This is a genomic window from Synechococcus sp. EJ6-Ellesmere, assembly GCF_024345875.1.
Classification (GTDB): domain Bacteria; phylum Cyanobacteriota; class Cyanobacteriia; order PCC-6307; family Cyanobiaceae; genus Regnicoccus_A; species Regnicoccus_A antarcticus.
On the sequence record NZ_JAGQBY010000007.1, the window covers coordinates 1 to 20643 of the forward strand.

General features: G+C 66.5%; 19 protein-coding genes and 1 pseudogene. 2 read left to right on the forward strand and 18 right to left on the reverse strand.

All coding sequences use genetic code 11. The features are described 5' to 3' along the window. The 4 genes and pseudogenes from KBY78_RS01320 to KBY78_RS01335 form a co-directional block, all read right to left on the reverse strand. Nucleotides 1-390 (reverse strand): annotated as a pseudogene (locus KBY78_RS01320) (hypothetical protein); the annotation flags it as partial. Continuing rightward, nucleotides 387-1361 carry a type IV pilus biogenesis protein PilM gene (gene pilM, locus KBY78_RS01325; protein ID WP_255142005.1) on the reverse strand — a complete coding sequence of 325 codons (975 nt, stop codon included), beginning with the start codon at nt 1359-1361 and terminating at the stop codon, nt 387-389. The pseudogene KBY78_RS01320 and the gene pilM, both read right to left, overlap by 4 nt. Nucleotides 1362-1456: 95 nt before the next feature. Then, complete coding sequence (locus KBY78_RS01330) at nt 1457-2656, reverse strand: quinone-dependent dihydroorotate dehydrogenase (protein WP_255142006.1); 1200 nt, start codon at nt 2654-2656, stop codon at nt 1457-1459. After that, nucleotides 2653-3426, reverse strand: a complete 774-nt coding sequence (locus KBY78_RS01335; RefSeq protein ID WP_255142007.1) for a ribonuclease H — start codon at nt 3424-3426, stop codon at nt 2653-2655. Before KBY78_RS01335 ends, KBY78_RS01330 begins: the two co-directional genes overlap by 4 nt. Before the next feature lie 77 nt (nt 3427-3503). On the opposite strand from KBY78_RS01335, the gene KBY78_RS01340 reads away from it, so the two are divergent. Further along, nucleotides 3504-4214, forward strand: coding sequence for a DUF3747 domain-containing protein (locus KBY78_RS01340; protein ID WP_255142008.1), 711 nt, complete (start codon nt 3504-3506; stop codon nt 4212-4214). 244 nt (nt 4215-4458) lie between these two features. Here KBY78_RS01340 and rplL read toward each other — a convergent pair whose 3' ends face one another. The 8 genes from rplL to gloA all read right to left on the reverse strand — a co-directional run bounded on the left by rplL (nt 4459) and on the right by gloA (nt 11453). Next, nucleotides 4459-4842 carry a 50S ribosomal protein L7/L12 gene (gene rplL / locus KBY78_RS01345; RefSeq protein WP_006173234.1) on the reverse strand — a complete coding sequence of 128 codons (384 nt, stop codon included), beginning with the start codon at nt 4840-4842 and terminating at the stop codon, nt 4459-4461. Nucleotides 4843-4906: 64 nt separating this feature from the next. Then, nucleotides 4907-5437 carry a 50S ribosomal protein L10 gene (gene rplJ, locus KBY78_RS01350; RefSeq protein ID WP_006173233.1) on the reverse strand — a complete coding sequence of 177 codons (531 nt, stop codon included), beginning with the start codon at nt 5435-5437 and terminating at the stop codon, nt 4907-4909. A gap of 289 nt (nt 5438-5726) precedes the next feature. After that, on the reverse strand, nt 5727-6434 hold the full coding sequence (rplA, locus tag KBY78_RS01355) for a 50S ribosomal protein L1 (RefSeq protein ID WP_255142009.1): 708 nt from the start codon (nt 6432-6434) through the stop codon (nt 5727-5729). A 129-nt stretch (nt 6435-6563) separates the two neighbouring features. Further along, on the reverse strand, nt 6564-6989 hold the full coding sequence (gene rplK, locus KBY78_RS01360) for a 50S ribosomal protein L11 (protein ID WP_006173231.1): 426 nt from the start codon (nt 6987-6989) through the stop codon (nt 6564-6566). A gap of 123 nt (nt 6990-7112) precedes the next feature. Beyond that, entirely contained in the window at nt 7113-7793 is a 681-nt protein-coding gene (gene nusG, locus KBY78_RS01365) for a transcription termination/antitermination protein NusG (protein ID WP_006173230.1), read from the reverse strand. A gap of 63 nt (nt 7794-7856) precedes the next feature. After that, a complete protein-coding gene (secE, locus tag KBY78_RS01370) occupies nt 7857-8105 on the reverse strand; it encodes a preprotein translocase subunit SecE (RefSeq protein WP_006173229.1) in 249 nt (82 codons plus the stop codon). A gap of 68 nt (nt 8106-8173) precedes the next feature. Continuing rightward, a complete protein-coding gene (locus KBY78_RS01375; protein ID WP_255142010.1) occupies nt 8174-11062 on the reverse strand; it encodes an ATP-dependent Clp protease ATP-binding subunit in 2889 nt (962 codons plus the stop codon). Continuing rightward, the gene (gene gloA / locus KBY78_RS01380) at nt 11049-11453 is read right to left on the reverse strand and encodes a lactoylglutathione lyase (protein WP_006173227.1); all 405 of its coding nucleotides are present in this window, start codon (nt 11451-11453) and stop codon (nt 11049-11051) included. The genes KBY78_RS01375 and gloA overlap by 14 nt, the downstream gene beginning before the upstream one ends. Nucleotides 11454-11592: 139 nt before the next feature. Between gloA and eno the strand changes: the two genes are divergently transcribed. Continuing rightward, nucleotides 11593-12888, forward strand: a complete 1296-nt coding sequence (gene eno / locus KBY78_RS01385; protein ID WP_255142011.1) for a phosphopyruvate hydratase — start codon at nt 11593-11595, stop codon at nt 12886-12888. A 44-nt stretch (nt 12889-12932) separates the two neighbouring features. On the opposite strand, the gene KBY78_RS01390 is transcribed toward eno, so the two are convergent. From KBY78_RS01390 to KBY78_RS01410, 6 genes are all read right to left on the reverse strand, one after another. Further along, nucleotides 12933-14351: an NAD(P)/FAD-dependent oxidoreductase gene (locus KBY78_RS01390; RefSeq protein WP_255142012.1), complete on the reverse strand. Its 1419-nt coding sequence runs from the start codon at nt 14349-14351 to the stop codon at nt 12933-12935. A gap of 201 nt (nt 14352-14552) precedes the next feature. Further along, nucleotides 14553-14630, reverse strand: a complete 78-nt coding sequence (locus KBY78_RS16320) for a hypothetical protein (protein ID WP_399215105.1) — start codon at nt 14628-14630, stop codon at nt 14553-14555. Further along, nucleotides 14612-15169, reverse strand: coding sequence for a hypothetical protein (locus tag KBY78_RS01395; protein ID WP_255142013.1), 558 nt, complete (start codon nt 15167-15169; stop codon nt 14612-14614). The genes KBY78_RS16320 and KBY78_RS01395 overlap by 19 nt, the downstream gene beginning before the upstream one ends. 430 nt (nt 15170-15599) lie before the next feature. After that, complete coding sequence (locus tag KBY78_RS01400; RefSeq protein ID WP_255142014.1) at nt 15600-17273, reverse strand: alpha/beta hydrolase; 1674 nt, start codon at nt 17271-17273, stop codon at nt 15600-15602. Between the two features lie 9 nt (nt 17274-17282). Next, nucleotides 17283-17948, reverse strand: a complete 666-nt coding sequence (locus tag KBY78_RS01405) for a MarC family protein (RefSeq protein WP_255142015.1) — start codon at nt 17946-17948, stop codon at nt 17283-17285. A 52-nt stretch (nt 17949-18000) separates the two neighbouring features. After that, on the reverse strand, nt 18001-20640 hold the full coding sequence (locus KBY78_RS01410) for an arylsulfatase (protein WP_255142016.1): 2640 nt from the start codon (nt 20638-20640) through the stop codon (nt 18001-18003). Between the last annotated feature and the right edge of the window lie 3 nt (nt 20641-20643).

Consider the following 20643-nt stretch of genomic DNA (forward strand, 5'->3'; position numbering starts at 1 on the left):
CACCGAGGTGAGCTGCAACTCGGCCGGGGTACGGCCAGCCAGGTCGGTCATCAGGGCAGAGCCCGAGCGCACGGCCACCAGTCCATTCACCAACTGGTCATTGCCCTTGCTCTTGTGCTCGAGGTTGTCCTTATCGGCAGCCAGTTCGGCCTCGAGTGTCTCCACCTGGCCCAGCACCGGCGCCAGCCGGGTGAGCTCCTGCTCCAGCAGCAGGCCCTGCAGCTTCAATAGCAGCGTCACGCCAATGGTGGATAGCACGATGGCGCCGCCGATGGCCGATCCGATCAACAGCAGCCGCCTGGCGTCGGGCGGCCTGGGGGGTTCTGCGGGCAGACCCAGCTCCAGCCGCCGTTCCCGCAGCAGGTCAAGACCAGGAAACATCGGACTCATCGCGCCAGCTCCGCTTGGATCAGTCCATGGAGGCTGGCCAGGGCAGAACCTGACGGTGGCGGCTCATCGCCGTCGTCCGGGGGCAGGGCGATCCAGCCAAGGGTCACCGGATCGAGAATCTGCACAGGCCAGTCGCCGCTGCCGCGCAGCTTGTTGGCGAGCATGGATAGGTCTGGACTGGAGCCCGTCAGCCAGAGGCGAGCACCAGTCACGTCTGGATCCCGGCCGCGCCAGTAGGCGATGCAACGCTCCAACTCGTCCTCGAGGTCGGACAACGACCCTTTCACCTCACGGCCGTACTCCGGCACGCCGTGGCGCAACAGGGTGAGCCGCGCACCCCACTCATCCAGCACCACCAGCACCTCGAGCAGATCGGGCTCGGCGCCGTCGAGCAGGGGGGCCAGGGCACGCAGCTCGCACACCTGAGCCGCTTCCAGCCGCTCCAGCTGCACTCCGGCAATGTCGAACACCTCAATCCAGCTGAGCACCCGCTGGCGAGGGACACTCACCAGCAGCGAGGAGCAGGATCCAGAGTCCTGCTGGCCAGCACCCTCCAGTGGCAGGAGGCTGATGTAGGCCTGGGAGAGGTCATAGGGAAGCCCCAGGGCGGGATCGATCTGGCGCAGGGCCTCGTCCGCTGACTCGGGCCAGTCGTCGAAGGGCCACTGCACCACCCTCCAGGCGCAGGCGGCGGCGGGAAGCACCGCCAGCACCTCAACGCCCACCAGGCCCAGTTCCACCAGCAGATCGCCGATCAGGTCGCCGAGGGCCATCACCTGCTGAGGATCACCGGCGGAGCAGGCCCCGCGCGGCAGGGGCACCCGCCTGAATAGGTCGAGTTGAACCGGCTGGCCAAGTCCCTTGGTGGTCACCACCGTGACCGCGTCGTCGTCAAGAGCCAGCCAGACCCGGCGAGGAAACAGCCGGGATGTGAAGGGCTGAAGCTGTTCCTGAACGCCGGCAAGAACCAATCGTCACGTCCAGGAATCCGGCCGAAGCGTACCGGCCATACGAGGATTACGCATCTCACGCGACCACACGCCTGCAGAGCGGACTGGACCAGCGCTCAGCGCCAGGGCAGACCACTGCCCACCACCTCACTGAGGTGGCTGCAGCCATGACGGTCCAGCTGATCACCGAGGCCCTCGAGAATCGCCGGCACCAGGCCCGGACCCTGGTAAATCCAGCCCGTGTAGAGCTGAATCAGCGAAGCTCCGGCCGTGATCCGCTCCCAGGCGGCCTCAGGGGAATCGATTCCACCCACGCCGATCAGCGGCAGGGCTGGACCGGCCGTGGCCCGCAGGCGCCGGATTACCTCCAGAGCCCGGCCGCGCAGGGGGGCTCCGCTGAGCCCACCGGCCTCCTCCGCAAGCGTCCTCCCGGTCTGGGGCAGGCGACGGTTCTCCAGGCCCAGCCGGTTGACGCTGGTGTTCACGGCGATCACCCCGGCAAGGCCCTCCTCGTAGGCCAGACGGGCAATCGTGTCGATGGCGTCGTCTTCGAGGTCGGGGGCGATCTTGACCAGCAGCGGCGGGCAGGCCGACAGGCGCCGCAGCCGCTCCACCAGCCGTCGCAGCTGCACCGCATCCTGCAGGTCGCGCAGACCGGGGGTGTTGGGTGAACTGACATTGATGACCACGTAGTCGGCCAGCGGCGAGAGCAGCTCCAGGGAGGAGGCGTAGTCGTCGGGGGCCAGCTCCAGGGAGGTGATCTTCGACTTGCCCAGATTGAGGCCCAGCACCGCAGGCCGCTGGCCCGGCGGGGGCAGGTGCTGGCGCTCCAGGTTGCGCTTGACGGCCTGGGCGCCGTCGTTGTTGAAACCCATGCGGTTGAGCGCGGCCCGCTCCTGGGCCAGGCGGAACAGCCGCGGCCGCGGATTGCCCGGCTGAGGGTGCCAGGTGATCGTGCCCAGCTCAGCGAAGCCGAACCCGAACAGGTGCCAGATTCCCGCCGCCACCGCGTTCTTGTCGAAACCCGCAGCCAGGCCCACCGGATTGGCGAAGCGGCAACCGAAGAGGGTCTGCTCGAGGCGATGGTCACGCCGTTGCAGCTCGGCCCCGAGGCCCGCCAGGCTGCCCGACACCAGGGGCCAGTCTCGGCGCAGGGAGGCCTGGGCCAGGGCGGCGAGAGTGAGGCTGCTGAGCTGCTCGGCATCGGCCCCCTCATCCCTCGCGAGCAGCGGGCCCACCCAGCGGCGGTAGAGCGAACCCGTGCTGGTGCCGGCCGTGGCTACTGAGGAGGCGCGCTCTGGTCGCTCCAGAATCATGGGGACTCCTGCAGGACGGGCTCGGCGCGCTCCAGCCGCCAGCGGCCCTCGCTGGTGGGACTCACCCGCCAGTCGCGCCAGATCCAGGGGGCCTGCCGCTCCTGCAGACGGGCCAGGGGCTGCTCCACGAGGCGGGCCAGTTCGGCGGCCGTGAGGGCGTAACCGCCGCTGGCGAAGCGGTCAGCCACCTCAAGGCGGGTGAGCAGCTGGCCCAGAGCCGCGGGAGCCGGCTGATCGAGCGCATCCTCCTCAGGCTGGGCTGGCTCAGGAGCGCTCCGAGGGCTGCCAGACCCGGGTCCCTGGGCCAGATCAGGGGAGCCGCCGCGGGAGAAGGCCACGGCGATCTCATCGCAGCGGTCGTTATCGGGATCACCGCTGTGCCCTTTCACATGGGCCAGGCTCAACCCCGGCAGGCGTGCCCGGTCCAGCTCCTCCCAGAGGTCGCGGTTGAGCACAGGTCCGCCGGAGGCGGTGCGCCAGCCCTTGCGCTTCCAGCCCGGCATCCACTTGGTCAGTCCATCGATCAGGTAGCGGCTGTCGGTGCGCAGGCGCAGATCGGGGTGAAGGGGCATCTGCCGCAACTCCTCCATCAGGGCCAGGGCAGCGGTGAGCTCCATGCGGTTGTTGGTGGTCGCCGCAGCCGCACCCCCCAGCTCGCGCACGCTGCCGTCCTCGAAACGCAGCAGGCAGCCCCAGCCCCCCGGGCCCGGATTGCCGCGGCAGGCGCCATCACAGGCAGCCGCCACCACCCGCACCGGCTCAGCAGCCACTGGGCAACCCGGCCATTGTTCGGTAGACAGTGGTGCCGTAGACCGTGGCGACGATGTTGGGACGCAGGAAATCCACCATGCAGCGAACCTACCTGGCCCTTGCAGGGGCTGGTCTGGCAGCCACCACGCTCCAGGCCGTCACAACGCCCCTGGCGGAGGCCGCCGGAGTGTTCGACAGCCAGCCTGTGGAGGCGTCGCAGTTTGCGGTGCTGGCCAAGCCGGTCGGCTTCGCCGACTGGTCGCTGGTGCTGATCGAGCAGACCGCCAACGGCCAGCCCTGCTGGCAGGCCCGGCCCGACGGCCTGGTGGATGCCTCGATGAACCGCTTCGACTCCAAGGGGATCTGCACCAGCTACGCCGGCAGCAACGCCTATTCCCTGCGGGTAGCTGGCCAGGACCTGGCCAGCCGCTACCGCCTTCGCCTCAGCCAGGTGGGCAATGAGCTTCAGTTGCAGGCCATGAGCCCGGCGGACACCACCCTGCTGCTGGTGGGGCGGGGCGAGGTGAGCCGCCGTGACCCTGAGGGATTTGTTCCGATCAAACTCGAGAGCGACTGGCAGCTGAACCGCCGCGTCTTCGGACAGCAAACCCTGAACCATATTTATTTCGCGGCCAGCAGCCCCTTGGAGCAGCTGATCGCCCAGGCCGGCGGGGGCAGCCTCGAAAAGGTTCAGCCCATCAGCAGCGAGGGGCCGGGCAGCCTGGGACGTGTCCTCGGGAGCATCGCCCGAGGTGGCGAGCTGGAGACCGGTCCGATCGCTCTGCAGGTGATCCCCTTCCGGGAGTGACAGTGAACACAGCGTCCCTTGGCGCTGGCACCTAACGGATCCAGCCCATACAATTTTCGTGTGTGAGGAGTGTAGAACGCTCTCCCGGGGTCGAAACGAGGACAGACTCCCGGCATCGTTCCACCTCAAAAGCCTGCCTTCGGCGGGCTTTTTTTTTGGCCGTTTCAAGCCAGCAAAAAGCCGGCCCCGAGAGGCCGGCTTTGGTTGATGAAGTTGGCGGAGGACAAACCTCCGCCGGGGCTGATCACTTGATGGTGACCTTGCCGCCCACTTCTTCGATCGACTTCTTGAGAGCCTCGGCATCGCCCTTGGCGATGCCTTCCTTGACGGCCTTGGGGGCTGCCTCGACCAGAGCCTTGGCTTCGCCCAGACCGAGGCCGGTGGCCTCGCGGACGGCCTTGAGCACCTTGATCTTGGCGGCGGCGTCGAAGCTCTCGAGGATCACATCGAACTCGGTCTGCTCTTCGGCAGCCTCAGCGGCAGCGGCAGGAGCGGCAGCCATCACGACGCCAGCGGAAGCGGCGGCGGACACACCGAAGGCCTCTTCAATCTGCTTGACAAGCTCAGAAGCTTCCAGCAGGGAGAGGGTCTTCAGTGACTCGAGGATGTCGTCAGTTTTGGTGGTCATGGTTGAGAATCAGCAACAGATCTGTGAAAAATTGAACCGGCAGAGCCGGTGGATTTCGCTGGGCTCAGCTGGCGTCGCCGCTGTCGGCGTGCTGCTGGAGGGCCCGGGCGAGACCGGAGGGAACTTCGTTGATGCCAACAGCCAGCTTGGTGGCCACCGCATTGATCGCACCGGCGATCTGGGCGATGAGCACCTCCTTGGAGGGCAGCTCGGCAATGGCCTTGATGTCGTTCTGGGAAAGAAGTTTGCCTTCGTAAAGGCCTCCTTTCACATCCGACTTCTTGGTGTCCTTCTGGAAGGACTGAACGGCCTTGACGGCACCACCGACATCGCCCTTGATCAGGACGAAGGCATTGGTGCCGGTGAGCAGGGAGTCGAGTTCCGACCAGGCGCTGTTTCCATCAATGGCACGGCGCATCAAGGTGTTCTTGGTCACCTTGCAAATGCCGCTGTTGGCCTGCAGACGAGTCCGCAGATCAGACATCTCTTTGATGGACAAGCCCTTGTAATCAAGGACCAGCGCCATTTCGGCCTCACCGAGGAGCCCCTTGAGCTCTTCGATGATCTGTTGCTTGCTCTCCAGCGTGCGGCCCATGGATTTGGTACGGAGTTGGGGGAACAAGCCGGGACGCGGCCGCCGGCTCCACAGCCGGGGTGAACCGGCGGGATGCCTCGAGAGGCCGCTGAACGGTGATCCGCCCGGACAAGCCGAACCGGAAAAAAAGTCGCGTGCACCTCGGCAGGGTTTACGGAACTGCGGACACCGGATGACCCACCGAAGCGGGGAACCTGAAGCCACAGCACTGACCTGCTGTCTTGGGCCGGGCGCGTGCCCGATCGATCAGCTTACACGGCAGGGCGGAACATCACTCCGCACCGTGCGCTCAGCCGTCGAGCTTGATGTCCTGCAGGGCGGTGACGTCGACCGAGACGGAAGGACCCATGGTGGAGGTGAGGTAGAGACTCCGCCAGTAGCGGCCCTTGGCACCGCTGGGCTTCTGGCGGTCGATCGTTTCCTGCAGAGCCTTGAGGTTCTCCAGCAGGTCGTCCAATGAGAAGCTGGCCTTGCCGAAGCGCACGTGCACGATGCCGGTGCGATCGGCACGGAATTCCAGTTTCCCCGCCTTGAATTCGTTGATGGCCCCTGCCAGATCGGTGGCCACGGTGCCGGCCTTCGGGTTCGGCATCAGACCGCGGGGACCGAGCACTCGACCCAGCTTGGCCACCTTCGGCATCATGTCCGGCGTGGCGATCAGCAGGTCGAAGTCGATCTGACCGCCGGCGATGGCCTCCACCAGCTCGTCGTCACCGGCGAGGTCGGCGCCGGCCGCTTTGGCTTCGGCCACCTTCTCGCCACGGGCGATCACGGCGATGCGAATGGTCTGGCCGGTGCCCTTGGGCAGGGCGACGGTGGTGCGCAGCTGCTGGTCGGTGTACTTGGGATCGATGCCGAGGCGCGCATGGGCTTCGATCGTTTCATCGAACTTGGAGTTGGCGTTGGCCTTCACCAGCTCGAGGGCCTCGAGCGGGGTGTACTCGCGATCCTCGATCGTCTCGAGCAGGGCGGTGAAACGCTTGGATTGTCTGGGCATGGGTTTCGGCGGGGTTCAGGCGACAGGCTGTCGGTGGCCAGGGCTGGGCCGGGGCCGGCGGTGACTGTCTCCCCCGGGTGGGGTGAACGGTGGTTGAAGCGGGAGTAACGGAGCTGGGCTCCTGCGTGATCAGTCGCTGATGGCGACGCCCATGTTGCGGGCGGTGCCTTCGATGATGCGCATGGCCGACTCCAGACTGGAGCAGTTGAGGTCGGGCAGCTTGGTGCTGGCGATCTCCTGGAGCTGGGCACGGCTGATGGCGCCCACACGGCCCTTGGCCGAGGTGGCGGCACCCTTGTCGATACCAGCGGCCTTGGTGATCAGCACCGAAGCCGGCGGGGTCTTGGTGATGAAGGTGAAGCTGCGGTCTTCGAAGACCGAGATCTCCACCGGAATCACATAGCCGGCCTTGTCCTGGGTGCGGGCGTTGTACTCCTTGCAGAACGCCATGATGTTGACCCCGTGCTGGCCGAGGGCAGGACCCACCGGTGGTGCGGGGTTGGCTTTGCCGGCATTGAGCGCCAGCTTGATTACGGCAACGACTTTTTTGGCCATCGGCTGGTCTACGGAGGGAAGCGCTGCGGATCGCCTGACCCTTGGGTCGAGGCGTTGGGCGGCGGCGCCAGAACGGTGCCGCCGGGTTGGGCCGCCCTCCGCAGGGAGGCGGCCCCGTGAGCATCAGCTTTGCTTGCTGATCTGGGCGAATTCGAGTTCCACCGGGGTTTCCCGGCCGAAGATCGAGAGCAGGGCCTTGAGCTTGCTGCGCTCGCCCGACACCTCAATCACCTCGCCCTGGAAGTCCTTGAACGGACCAGCCGTGACCAGGATCTGATCGCCCTCGGCCAGATCGACCTTGACGACGGGCTTCTTCTCGGCGGCGCGCTTGAAGATCCGGTCGACCTCCTGGCGGCTGAGGGGCCTGGGCTTGATGTGACCACGGGCCCGGCCGGTGGAGCGGCGCTCCTCCTGGCCCACGAAGTTGATCACGTTGGGGGTGCTCCGCACCGCCATCATCGTGTCTTCATCAAGCATCATTCGCACCAGCACATAGCCGGGGAAGACCTTCTCCTCGGCGGCCTGGCGGCTGCCGTCTTTCTTGAGCTTCACCGCCGGGGTCTGGGGGATCTCGATCTCCAGGATGCGGCTGTCGACGCCCAGGGTGATGGCGCGCTGCTCCAGGGTGGCCTTCACTTTCTTCTCACAACTGGAAGCCACCTGCACGGCATACCAGCGGGCCACCATCGGCTTGCCTTCGCGCTCCGCCGGTGGGGGGGCCTCGAGGGCGAGCACGTCAACGGTGGCGGCGTCCTCAGGGGCGCCGTCGGGGCTGGCTGCGGTGACGAGATCGGCTTCGGACACGGGGACGGAGGAGTGCGTGCTCAGAACGAACGGGACAGAGAGGGCTGAGGAGCCGCCGGCGCCTCAGGGAAAGACCTGGGAGGAAGCCCAGCTGTAAAAGCGGTCGACGGCGGCGATGGTGGCGGCCGAGAGGCTCACCATCAGGATCACCGCCACCGACTCGCTGAAGAGCTGCTGACGGCTGGGCCACACCACCTTGCGCAGCTCCTCCAGGGTGGAGGAGACGAAACCACCGACACCAGCAGGCTGGGCAGGCTTGACCTCCTGCTCAGAGATGTCGTCGGAGGTGGTGGTGCGGCTGGGAGAATCCACGGGCGCGGGCGCACCGGACGGCAAGGCGTACCGGCAAACGAACACCCTACCGGACACCCTTTCAGCGGTTACTCAAGGGGCAGGAAGCGCAGAGTGTCGGCTCCATCCGGGCCGGTGGGATCGCCGAGACACACACGCACGCCGCGGGCCGCGCGGAAGTGGTCCTCCAGCAACTCTGTGGCCAGGGGATTTTCGATGCGGCGGCGCAGCACCCGGCGCAGGGGCCGGGCGCCGAATTCCGGCTCATAGCCCAGCTCCGCCAGGCGGCTCACCACGGCCTCATCGATCTCCAGCTCCAGCCGCTGCTCCTTCAGCAGCGCCGCCAGTTCCGCCACCTGCAGGCGCACGATGCGTTGCAGGTCGCTCTGCGCCAGGGGCCGGAAGCGGATCACCTCGTCGATGCGGTTGAGGAACTCCGGCCGGAACTGCCCGGCCAGGGCACGCTCAACCGCCGCCTCCAGGCCAGAGTCGTCGCCGCTGCGAGCACTCTCGAGGATGGCCCGGCTGGCCAGGTTGCTGGTCATCACCACCACGGTGTGGCGGAAATCGACCGTGCGGCCCTGGGAATCCGTCAGGCGGCCGTCGTCGAGCACCTGCAGGAGCAGGTTGAACACCTCGGGGTGGGCCTTCTCCACCTCATCGAGCAGCAGCACCGCGTACGGGCGGCGACGCACGGCCTCGGTGAGCTGTCCTCCTTCCTCGTAGCCCACATAGCCGGGGGGAGCCCCCACCAGCCGGGCCACGGCGTTGCGCTCCATGAATTCGCTCATGTCGAGCCGCACCAGGGCGTCCTCCTCATCAAAGAGGGCCGCGGCCAGGGCCTTGGCCAGCTCGGTCTTGCCCACGCCCGTGGGGCCAAGGAAAAGGACGGAGCCCACGGGTCGGCTCGGATCCTGCATGCCGGCCCGGGCCCGCCGGATCGAGGCGGCCACCGCCGCCACCGCCTCGGGCTGGCCGATCACCCGCTCCGCCAGCCGCTGCTCCAGCTCCAGCAGCTTCTGACGCTCCCCAGCCAGCAGACGCTGGATCGGAATGCCGGTCCAACGGGCCACCACATCGGCGATGTCGCCCTCCTCCACCTGCTCGCGCAGCAGGGAGAGACCGCCGCGCTGATCGTCGAGAAGTTCCTCCTCCAGGGCGGCGCGGCGCTGCTGCACCAGCTGCAGCTGATCCACCTGCAGGCGGGCCGCCTCCTCGAACTCGCCGTCACGCTCGGCCTCGGCGATCGCCAGCCGCAGCTCGTCGTCCTGCTGAAGCAGCTCCCTCAGCTCCGCCAGTTGGTCGCGCTCCGCCTGCCAGCGCCGCTGCAGATCCTGCAGGTGCTCCAGGGCGCTGCGCCGTTGCTCCTGCAGGGCCACCCGCTCGTCCTGGGAGGCCGCCTCAGCCCCGAGCAGAGCCAGTTCGATCCGGCGCAGGTCGAGTTCAGCGGCCTCCACCACCTGGGGCTTGGAGGTGACCTCCATGCGCAGCTGGGCGGCGGCCTCATCGATCAGATCGATCGCCTTGTCGGGCAGGCAGCGGTCGGCGATGTAGCGCTCAGCCAGACGCACTGCCGCCTGCAGGGCCCCATCGGTGATGGTGACGCCGTGGTGGAGCTCATAGCGCTCCTTGAGGCCCCGCAGGATCTCGAGGCTCACCTCCTTGCTGGGTTCACGGATCACCACCTGCTGAAAGCGGCGGTTGAGGGCAGGATCCTTCTCCACCGTGCGGCGGTAGTCCTCCGGGGTGGTGGCCCCGATGCAGCGCAGCGCCCCCCTGGCCAGGGCCGGCTTGACGATGCTGCCGGCATCAGCACTGGAGCGGTCGGTGCTCACCACGGTGTGCAGCTCATCGATGAACAGCACCACCCCGGCATCGCTGCTGACGACTGCCGCGGCGCCGCGGCCCGCCTCAGGCTCCTTCACCTCAGCCAGCACGCTGCGCAGGCGTTCCTCGAACTGACCGCGGAACTTGGCGCCAGCGATCAGGGCACCGAGGTCGAGGGCGATCAGGCGCAGGCCTTTGAGGGAGTCGGGCACTTCGCCGCTGGCGATGCGCTGGGCCAGGCGCTCGGCGATGGCCGTCTTACCGACGCCGGGCTCCCCGATCAGCACCGGATTGTTCTTGCCGCGGCGGGAGAGCACCTGGATCAACCGGCGGATCTCGGTGTCGCGGCCGATCACCGGATCAAGCAGGCCAGCACGGGCGGCTGCGGTGAGGTCGCGGCCGTACTGCTCCAGGGCGCTGGGCTCGCCCGCCTCAGCCTCCAGTGTCAGCTCCTGATCAGGGGCACGGACAGGCCTGATGGGACGTGGCACGGGGGCTGCTGCCGCGGGGGCGGTCAGCGGCGGCACCACGGCGGGCTCCCGTGTAGGGCTGTCGATCCAGTCGTCGGCTGGGGCCGGAGGCGCTTCGAAACGGCGGGGGCGCCCGGACCCGGCCACAGGAGCTGTGCGGACGCCGGCCGGTCTGGCGACGGGGGCCGCGGCGGGCCGCAGCTGGCGCAGCAATTCCGGCTCGCTCAGCCCCTCCTCCGCCAGCAGCGCCGCCCCCAGGCGGGGTTCATCCAGCAGGGCCAGCAGGAGATGGGGAATATCGAGCAGGCGCGAACCCCAGCTGGAGCGGCGGCGATCGGCCTCCTCCAGCAGGTCTTCGAGGGCATCACCGATGTAGAGGTCGTCGCCGGGCGACGAGGGCTGCTCGGCGCAGAAGCCCTCCAGACGATCGAGCAGGCGCTCACGTTCGATCGACAAGGGATCCACCCAGGCCGCGAAGCGTGAATCCTGCAGAAGCGCCTGGAGCAGGTGCTCCACATCCATCTGGTCATGACGCCAGCGGCGGGCCTGGTCCTGGGAGGCCAGCAGCAGGTCCCAGGCGGCCTCACTGAAGAGGTCGGGCTCGCTGGTGAGGCTGCCCCGCGGCGTGTCGCCGCCGGCGGCCGCGACCGCGCTGGTATCGAAACGCTCAGGCTGCTGCATCGACCCTCGGGGCAAGCTGGATCAGCTCCACCTTGTATCCGTCCGGGTCCTCCACAAAGGCGATCACGGTGCTGCCGTGCTTCATCGGCCCCGGTGGGCGCACCACCCGTCCCCCCTTGCCGGCGATGGCATCACAGGTGCCAGCAATGTCGTCGACACCGATGGCGATGTGGCCATAACCCGTGCCGATCTCATAGGACGTGGTGTCCCAGTTGTGGGTGAGCTCGATCACGGTGCTGTCGCTTTCCTCGCCGTAGCCGAGGAAAGCCAGGGTGAAGCGTCCGGAGGGATACTCGCGGCGCCGCAGCAGACGCATGCCGAGCACCTCTGTGTAGAAGGCGAGGGAACGCTCCAGATCGCCGACCCGGAGCATGGTGTGCAGCAGACGCATCGCCATCGGCAGGGGATTGAACCCCGATTCTGGCGTCAGGACTGGAGTCGGCGACTCACCAGTCGGTACCGAGCGTCACAACAGGATGCCCCGGGGCGACCCATAGGATCCCCCCAAGCCCTGACTGCATGCAGTTTTCGTGTTCGACTCCCTCGACCTCGTGATCGATTCCATCGTGGCTCGGGAGGTGCTCGACTCCCGCGGCACCCCCACGGTGGAAGCGGAAGTGCGGCTGGAAGGGGGCGCCCAGGGCCACGCCATCGTGCCCAGCGGCGCCAGCACCGGCGCCCATGAGGCCCATGAGCTGCGCGATGGCGGCAGCCGCTACGCCGGCAAGGGGGTGCTTCAGGCGGTGGCCAACATCGAGGAGAAGATCGCCCCGGTTCTCTGCGGCCTCACCGCCATCGAGCAGGTGGCTGTCGACACCACAATGATCGAGCTCGACGGCAGCGACAACAAATCAGCCCTTGGGGCCAACGCCATCCTGGCCGTGAGCCTGGCGGTGGCGCGGGCGGCCGCCGATGGGGTGGGGCTGCCCCTCTACCGCTACCTGGGCGGACCGATGGCCACCCTGCTGCCGGTGCCGCTGATGAACGTGATCAACGGTGGGGCCCACGCCGCCAACAACCTGGATTTCCAGGAATTCATGCTGGTGCCCCACGGCGCCCCCAGCTTCCGCGAGGCCCTGCGGATGGGCACCGAGGTGTTTCACGTGCTCAAGGGGCTGCTGAGCGACCAGGGCCTCTCCACCGCCGTGGGTGATGAGGGCGGCTTTGCCCCCAACCTGGAGAGCAACGATGCGGCCGGCGCCCTGCTGGTGGCGGCGATCGAGAAGGCCGGCTACAAGCCCGGCGAGGAGATTTCCCTGGCTCTCGATGTGGCCAGCACCGAGTTCTATGCCGATGGTCGCTACGCCTTCGGTGGCGGCAGTTACAGCTCCGCCGAGATGGTGGATCAGCTCGATGCGCTGGTGAGCCGCTATCCGATCGTCTCGATCGAGGATGGCCTCGCCGAAGACGACTGGGAGGGCTGGGCGCTGATGACCGAGCGCATGGGCAGCCGGCTCCAGCTCGTGGGCGACGACCTGTTCGTGACCAACACCAGCCGCCTGCAGCGGGGGATCGACAGCGGCACCGCCAACTCGATCCTGATCAAGGTGAACCAGATCGGTTCCCTCACCGAAACCCTGCAGGCGATCGATCTGGCCGGCCGGGCCGGCTACACCAGCGTGATCAGCCACCGCAGCGGCGAAACCGAGGACACCACCATCGCCGACCTGGCCGTGGCCACCCGCGCCGGCCAGATCAAGACGGGCTCCCTCAGCCGCAGCGAGCGGGTGGCCAAGTACAACCGGCTGCTGCGCATCGAGGACGAACTGGGCAGCCAGGCGCTCTATGCAGGAGCCGAAGGACGGGGCCCCCAGGGCAAGCTCTGAGGTCACAACACCAGGGTTGAGCGGAGACCATGCGCAGGAATCACCTAGGCCGCCAGGGGCTCTGAGTCCTGCTGCGCGGCAGTGGCCTCGGCCTCGGGGTGGAGCTGGGCCCGGAAAAGCCCGACGTCCACGCCCAGGTGCTGATCAGGCCGGCCGGTGATCAGCAGGGCCGTGCGCTGGCGGGTGGCGATCTGCCACATCCACTTGGTGAACAGGGTGATGCGGTTCTCCGTGTCGGGGATGAAGGCCAGATGCGCCAGGGCCCAGAGGACCCAGCCCGCCAGCCCCGTGACATGAAGACCCCGCAGATCGGCAACGGCGTACCAGGGGCCGATCACGGCCATGCTGCCCAGGTCGGTGAAGCGGAAGGGCGCCACCGAGCTGCCGCCCCTGCGGGCCATGATGTGGGCCGCCACCCAACCGCCCATCTGCACCGCCGGTCCGGCCATGCCGGGCAGGGACTTTCCGTCGCTGGTGTGAAGGTAGGCGCAGAGGTCACCGATGGCATGGATGTCGGGATGGCCCGGCACCGAAAAGTCGGGCTCCACCAGCAGCCGCCCGCCACGATCAACCGGGCAGCCGGTGCGTTCAGCCAGCAGGGCGCCGAGCCGGGAGGCCCGCACGCCAGCGGTCCAGCAGATGGTGGCGGCCTGCAGCTCCTGGGGGCCATCGGTGCCCTCCAGCGACACCCGGCCGGGGGCTATGCCCTTCACCATCGAGCGCATCATCAGGATCACACCGGCGCCCTGGAGGTGAGTGGCCGCGGCGGTCGAGAGATTTGGGTGCATGGTGGGCAGCACCCGTTCCACCGCATCCACCAGGACCACCTTGCAGCGGTCGTGCTGAAGCTGCTTGAAATCACAGCGGATGGCGCGGTGCATCAGCTCGATCAGGGAGCCCGCCAGCTCACAGCCCGCCGGGCCTGCGCCCACCACCACCACGGTCTGGAGGAAGCCACGGCGCTCGGGGTCGCGGGTCTGCTCGGCCTCCTCGAGGGCCATCAGCAACCGGCGGCGGATCTCATCGGCGTGCTCGAGAATCTTCATCGGCGGCGCCAGGGGCCGCCATTCCTCGTGACCGAAGTAGGTGCTGCCGGAGCCGCTTGCCAGGATCAGGTGGTCGTAGCCATAGCTGTGGTCGTTGAACGCCACCTGCTTCGCCTGCGGGTCGATATCGACCACCTCCCCCAGCAAGACCTGGATGTTCGGGGCCTGGCCCACCATCTGGCGCAGGGGAGAGGCCACATCGGCCTCCGACACCAGCCCCGAGGCCACTTGATAAAGGAGAGGCTGGAAGAGGTTGAAGTTGCGCTTGTCGATCAGGGTCACCCGTACGGGCTTGCCGGCCAGGGCATGGCAGGCCTTGAGGCCAGCAAAGCCGCCGCCCACGATGACCACGTGGGGCCAGTCCCGCATCAGAGCCTCGGGAGGATCAAGCTCCAGGAAGAAACGTTCCGGTGGCATCCACCGCCTCCAGGGTCCTTCAACGTATCCAGATCCTCGGGGCGGGGTCGGTAGTCGTGGAAGCGGTTAGGCCTGGATCGGTGGGTTGTTGCAGAAACGCTGACCCTGGCGATCGGGGTCAGGCCCGGAACGAGGGTGACCAGTGAGGAGCTTCCGTCACCCCCTCAGGCGTGAGCCTGCGATCGGCTGGCGTTTGGCTGATCACTGAACGAACTGGTTCAGCAACTCCTGGGAGGCTTTTCGGTACTGGGCCGGGGTGATCAGGCCCTCCTGCAACATCGCCTTGAGCTGAGAGATCTTCTGGGCAGGGCTGGGGGCGGAACCATGGTCGCTGCAGGAGGAGTGGCCGAGGCTTCAGCTGCTGTGGCTTCCGAAGCGGAAACCGCAGGGGAGGCGGCTATGGCCGTGGACGTGCCCACGATTGCGACTCGACGGACATTGCGGCGCCAGAAACCAAGCACGTCGATGAACAGAACAGCCGCATCACCGGACGCAGGCAGGACACCCTCGACAAGCTTGATGTCGTAAAGGAGGTTGTTGCCGTTGAGCCGTGGATTGCGCAACTGCACCACCACGTTGAGCAGGTCTGGCTTACCGGGCTCCAGGATCGAAAGGGTGGCGTTGGGAGGATTGCGGGAGAAGCTCTCGGGTCCTTCAAACCAGAGCTTCAGAAACTCCTCCTTCGTGTGGCAGTGGCCGCCATCCTGGCGGGACGGTCGGTGAAGAACAGGGTGGTCGGCGCAACATTCCTCCAGGTGAGAAGTCCCTTGGTGACATCGATCTCCACAACGGCCGAGTTCTGCACAAACAACATTCAACCTTTGTGGCCATAGCCGGTTTTGACGGAGCCGCTCAAAGAGGCTGGGCAACCGCCACCAGAACAGGGCCGTGATCACACCGATCGCCACGGCCGCCTGAGTGCCGATGCTCTTCTGTTCGGCCCGGCTGCGTCCTTGGGCGAGAGCCAGGAACAGGGGGGTAATCAGCCAGGGGATTCAGCAAGCCACCATGGAGGTGACGAACTGGATCATGAGTGGTGCGGAATAATGGGTTGAGGCATCAGCGAGGCTCGGAAGGGATCAACAGAGGAGTCATCAGCGCGGGGTTCGATCTCACCTGGCCCCTCCCGGCTCTCTCCCCTGGTTCGTGAGCGGGGGCGATGGTTCGGAGCGCCGCCACGACGCTGTGGAAGACCATGGAAAGTCTGCTCATCCTTGCTTTTCCAGCACGCAGAGCGTGGAGCGTGGTTCATCGCCCGAAGGATGAGGGTTCGGCTTCCAGCTCCAGGTTGGGATCGATGCCCTGGATCAACGAGGGGGGCAGTTCACGCCGGAGCAGAAACTGCATCGGCTGGCCCGTGCGTTGCAGGGCGGCCTGCGAGGGCAGAAGGGTTCGCATCGCGTTCCCACCCAGCAGTTCCTGATCGAAGAATGCCAGCGACAGCGCCTTGAGATCCTCCCGGGCCTTCTCTGGCTTGGGTCCGATCAGCCAGTCGGGCAGTGGACCGCTTCCATCCAGAAAGGAAAGATGGGTGGCTGCTTCAAACAGGGCCAGCACACTGCCGGCTGCCCCCACGCTGGCGTAGGGAACCAGTTGCTGCGAAATCGGGGGGGCGAAGATGTCAGCGGTGCCGGAGACGATCAGGACCGGAGCCTTCAGCTTGCGCATGGATGGGGCTGTGAAGATCGGAGTACTCACCGGATTCACGGCGATCACAGCCTTGACGCGGGGATCGGCGAAGCTGGCGCGCTTCACCACCTGGCCCGGGGCCTGGCACTGCCAGAGGATGGCCGGATTGAACTCCACCTCGGCGGGGTCATTGATCACGGCACAGGCGCGCTCGAGGTGGGGCCAGTCCAGTTGTGCTCCCCCCAGCGCGAGCACGGTGTAACCCCCCAGCGACTGGCCGAGCGCCCCGACGCGGCTGGTGTCGATCCGTCCGGGAAACCGGCGGGCCACCTGATCGATCAGCCGGCTCACATCCAGGGGTTGGTGGTACCAGGCGTTCGGAGCGGGGATGCTGGCGAGTCCCTGGATCGTGGCCTTCACCCGGTTGGCACTGGTGGCCGGAAAGTTGAGTGCCGCCACCCCATACCCGTGCGAGGCCAGGTGTTCGCCCACGTAGAGCAGGGCGTTGTAATCGGTGTTGAGCCCCGGGGCCAGCACGATCAGGGGCGGGGCGGGAGGCTGTGGAGCGCCGGGCGGCCGTGCGGCTCCCGCGGGCTTCGGAGTGGGCACCAGGGCGATGACCTCGATGGTGTTGCCGTCCGGCCCGGGGAAGGAGAAGCGTTCCCGCCTGTAGGGGTGGTCCCCTGGCTTGGCGTACCCGCTCAGGGGGGGGCTGGGCAGAGGGTTGGCAGGATCCTTCGTGGCCAGTCGCGGAAAGATCTGCTCCTGCAGATCGAATTGATCCCTGAGGCGGCGGGCCAGGTTCATCACCTTCGGCACGCCGATGATCAGATTCTCGAGGGGATACTTCTCCAGCACATCCATCAGCCTCAACCCTTTGCCGGAGGAGGCGCCGAGGATCAGGGCTCCCGACAGGGCAGGCACCACTTCCGCAGGGGGCCGTTCGAACAGTTTGGCGAACTGGCGCACCACCACACCGCCCATGGGCGTCTGCAGGAAGTCGGCCACTTCCAGGCTGGTGGTGGGGAAGGGATGGCTAAGGGCGAAACGCAACGCCTGACGATCACGCGGCTTGAGCGGATCAATCAGGAAGGAGATGTTGTTGCTGACCGTTCCCGTGCGCACAAATTCGGCCAAGTCGGCCACGGGGACCGAGCGTTGCAGTTCACCCAGCCGGAACGTGACCTGCTGGGCCGCCAGCACGGGGGTGGCACCCAGCTGCAGCAACAGGCCGGAGAGGAGCGATGGGATCCAACGGGCCTTGTTTCCCGCAACCCGGGCTTGCCTGTGCATGAGCTGCACCTACGACGGGGGGATGAACATTGGAGCAGCGCTCTTCAAGCCATTCAGCACCATCTGGGAGGCGATCGCCGTAACGATCAGGCCCATGATCTGGGTGGTGATCTGCATACCCGAGGGGCCCATCAGCCTGCCGAGGGCCGGGGCATACCAGAACACCACGGCCATCATCCCCGCCATCACCACACTGGCGACCGACAGGGCCAGCAGGCCGGGAATCCCTGCCTCATTGCTGTGGGAGGCCACAAGCAGGGCCGTGATCACACCAGGCCCGGCAGAGATCGGGATCGCCAGGGGAACCACCGCCGGTGAGGTTTTCATCCGACCCGCATCGATGTTGCCCTGATTGGATTCTGTCTTTGAGGAGTCACCGGATTTGCTGTTCAACATGCCAAGGCCGATGCCGAACAGCACAATGCCTCCCGCAATCGAGAACGCGCCGATGCTGATGCCGATGCCGCCCAGAATGGCTCTGCCCAACCAGAGGGAGGTGAGCATGATCACGCCGATCGCCACAGCCGCCTGATTGCCGATGCTCTTCTGCTCGGCCCGGCTGCGTCCCTGAGTGAGGGCCAGGAACAGGGCGAAATCGCCCAGGGGATTCAGCAACGCCACCATGGAGGTGACGAACTGAACCATGAAGTGGTGGGGAATGATCGGTGGCGGCATCAGATCGTCTGGGACTTTCAGTCAGTCTGGCAAGAGATTAACGTATGCAGGGTCATTGGATCCCGAGAGCAGCTGTCTTCATGCCCGCTTCCAGCTTCTTGATGTCTTGAGGAGAGAGTTGCGGACGATCGATCTTGATGGTCAGTTTGTTGAGCTTGGCGGTAAGGGGGAAGGGAGGCAGATAATCGCTGTCGTCGATGCCGGTGATGGTGTCGGAGCCGATGTCGAAGCTCTCATCCCACTGCAGGATGATCGGGATGGTCTTCTCCATGCGTTTGGTGGCCACCACCTGGCCGTCCACCTTCAGGGTTCCGGTACCGCCCTTGCCCACACCGGCAAAGCTGTTGAACTTGATGGTGCCGAGCCCCAGGCCGTCGTACTTGAAGTCGAACTCCAGCTTGTGGCGGCCCGGTGAGAGGGCCTCGGGGCCTTCCCACTTCACCCAGTCCAGATTCAGCAGGTTCCAGTTGAACACCGGCTTCCCTTTGAGCAGGTAGAAACCCCAGCCGGCGAAGCGGCCGCCGGAGGTGGCGATCATGCCCTCGGCGCCCTGCTGGGGAACCGTGATGTCGGCGGTGAGGGTGTAGGAAGTGTTGAGCAGGTAGGGCGCATCGCCCTGGGGCACGCCGGTCATCGGCCGGATGTACACCAGCTCGTCGAGCCCGGCAGTGCGGCTGGGACGCGCGGCGGCCACCCTGGCGGCCACCGTGTCGTTTAGCGGGAACATCTGATGCTTCTTGGCCTCTTGCACGAACATCCTGCGCCGCTCCGCCCCCTTGTCCGGATGTTGCCCGGCGATGTCTTCCGACTGGTTGAAGTTCTTGGAGAGGTCGTAGAGCTGGAACACCTGGTTATTGAGCGGATCAGGATTCGCCGGCCCGAAGGCGTCCCAGGGGGCCCGGTCCACCTTGGTGCTCAACAGCCAGCCATCGTGATACAGAGCCCACTGGCCCATCATCTCGAAGTACTGCGTCGTGTGCCGTGAAGGGGCCTTGGCGTTGGCCTGGTCAAAGGTGTAAAGGAAGCTGGTGCCTTCGATCGGTTTCTGCTGGATGCCGTCCACGGTCTGGGGAGCCGGGATCCCACTGGCCTCCAGGATCGTGGGCAGCACATCAATCACGTGGAGAAACTGATCGCGCAGGCCGCCCTTGTCCTTGATCCGCTGGGGCCAGGAGAGCACCATGTTCTCGTTCACGCCCCCCAGCCGGTAGGCGTTCTGCTTGCACCAGTCGAAGGGGGTGTCGAAGGCCCACGACCACCCCGCCGACATGTGGTTGTAGGCGAATTCCGTGCCCCAGGCGTCGTAGTACTTCATCTGCACATCCACCGGCGGACGCACGTCGTTGAAGAAGGCCACCTCGCTGAAGGTGCCCTCCGGGCCTCCCTCGGCGCTGGTGCCGTTGTCGCCGTTGATGTAGACGATCAACGTGTTGTCGAGCTTGCCCAGATCGTCGAAGGCCTGGATCACCCGGCCGATCTCATGGTCGTTGTAGGCCACGAAGGCCGCGAACACTTCCACCTGGCGGATGTAGAGCTTTTTGGCCTCCTCACTGAGCTGATCCCAGGGGGTGAGGATGTCGGCCGGCCAGGGGGTGAGCTCCTCATCGGCCGGAATCACCCCGAGTTTCTTCTGGTTCTCGAAGATCCGCTCGCGCAGCTTTTCGTAGCCGTCGTCGAACAGGTGCAGCTCATGAATCTTGTCGACCCATTCCTTGGTGGGGTGGTGCGGGGCGTGGGAGGAGCCCGGCACGTAGTGCAGGAAGACCGGCTGGTCCGGGTTGGTCTGGTGGATGCGGGTCATCCAGTCGATGGCGTCGTCGGCCATCGCGGTGATCAGGTTCCAGGAAGGCTCTTCACCCGTGACGGGCCACACTTTCGCCGCCGGATCGGAGCGATCCAGCTTCAGGCTGCCTTCCTGGCCCTTCCAGGGGTAGATCTGGGTGGTGTTGCGGAACAGGTTCGGGCCCCACTGGTTGGCGTCCCCACCCACGAATCCGTAGAAGTAATCGAAGCCCATGCCGGTGGGCCACTGGGTGAACGGCCCGGCCTGGCTGGCCTGGTAGGTGGGGGTGTTGTGGTCCTTGCCGAACCAGCTGGTGGCGTAGCCGTTGTCGCGCAGTATCCGGCCGATGGTGGCGTTCTCGACGCCGATGATGCTGTCGTAGCCAGGGAAGCCGGTGGCCTGCTCGGCGATCACCCCGAAGCCCACAGAGTGATGGTTGCGTCCTGTGATCAGGGCCGCCCGTGTGGGCGAACACAGGGCCGTGGACATGACGCGGTTGTAGCGAAGCCCCTGGCTGGCGATCCGCTCCATCGCCGGCGTGGGAATCACGCCCCCGAACACGCTGTTGACGGCGAATCCGGCGTCGTCGGTCATGATCAGCAGCACGTTCGGCGCGTCCTTGGGGGGCACCACCGTGGGCGGCCACCACGGCTTCGAGTCGAGGGCGTTCTCCTTGATCACGCCCCCGAAGGGTGGAGGGGGAGCCGGCAGCTGATTTCCTGCGATCGTGGCCTTCGCGGCAGGGTTGCCCAGCACCCCGCTCACCATCCGCTGGGCGGCGGCGGGCGACCAGCCCAGCTGCCAGCCCACCAGCAGCAGGACCGCCGAGAAAGCCGCCACCCGGCGCCCCCAGCCGAAGCGAAGGCGGCCCAGGGCGAAGCGCAGGCGGTGCAGGGGGGCGTCAGCCATGGG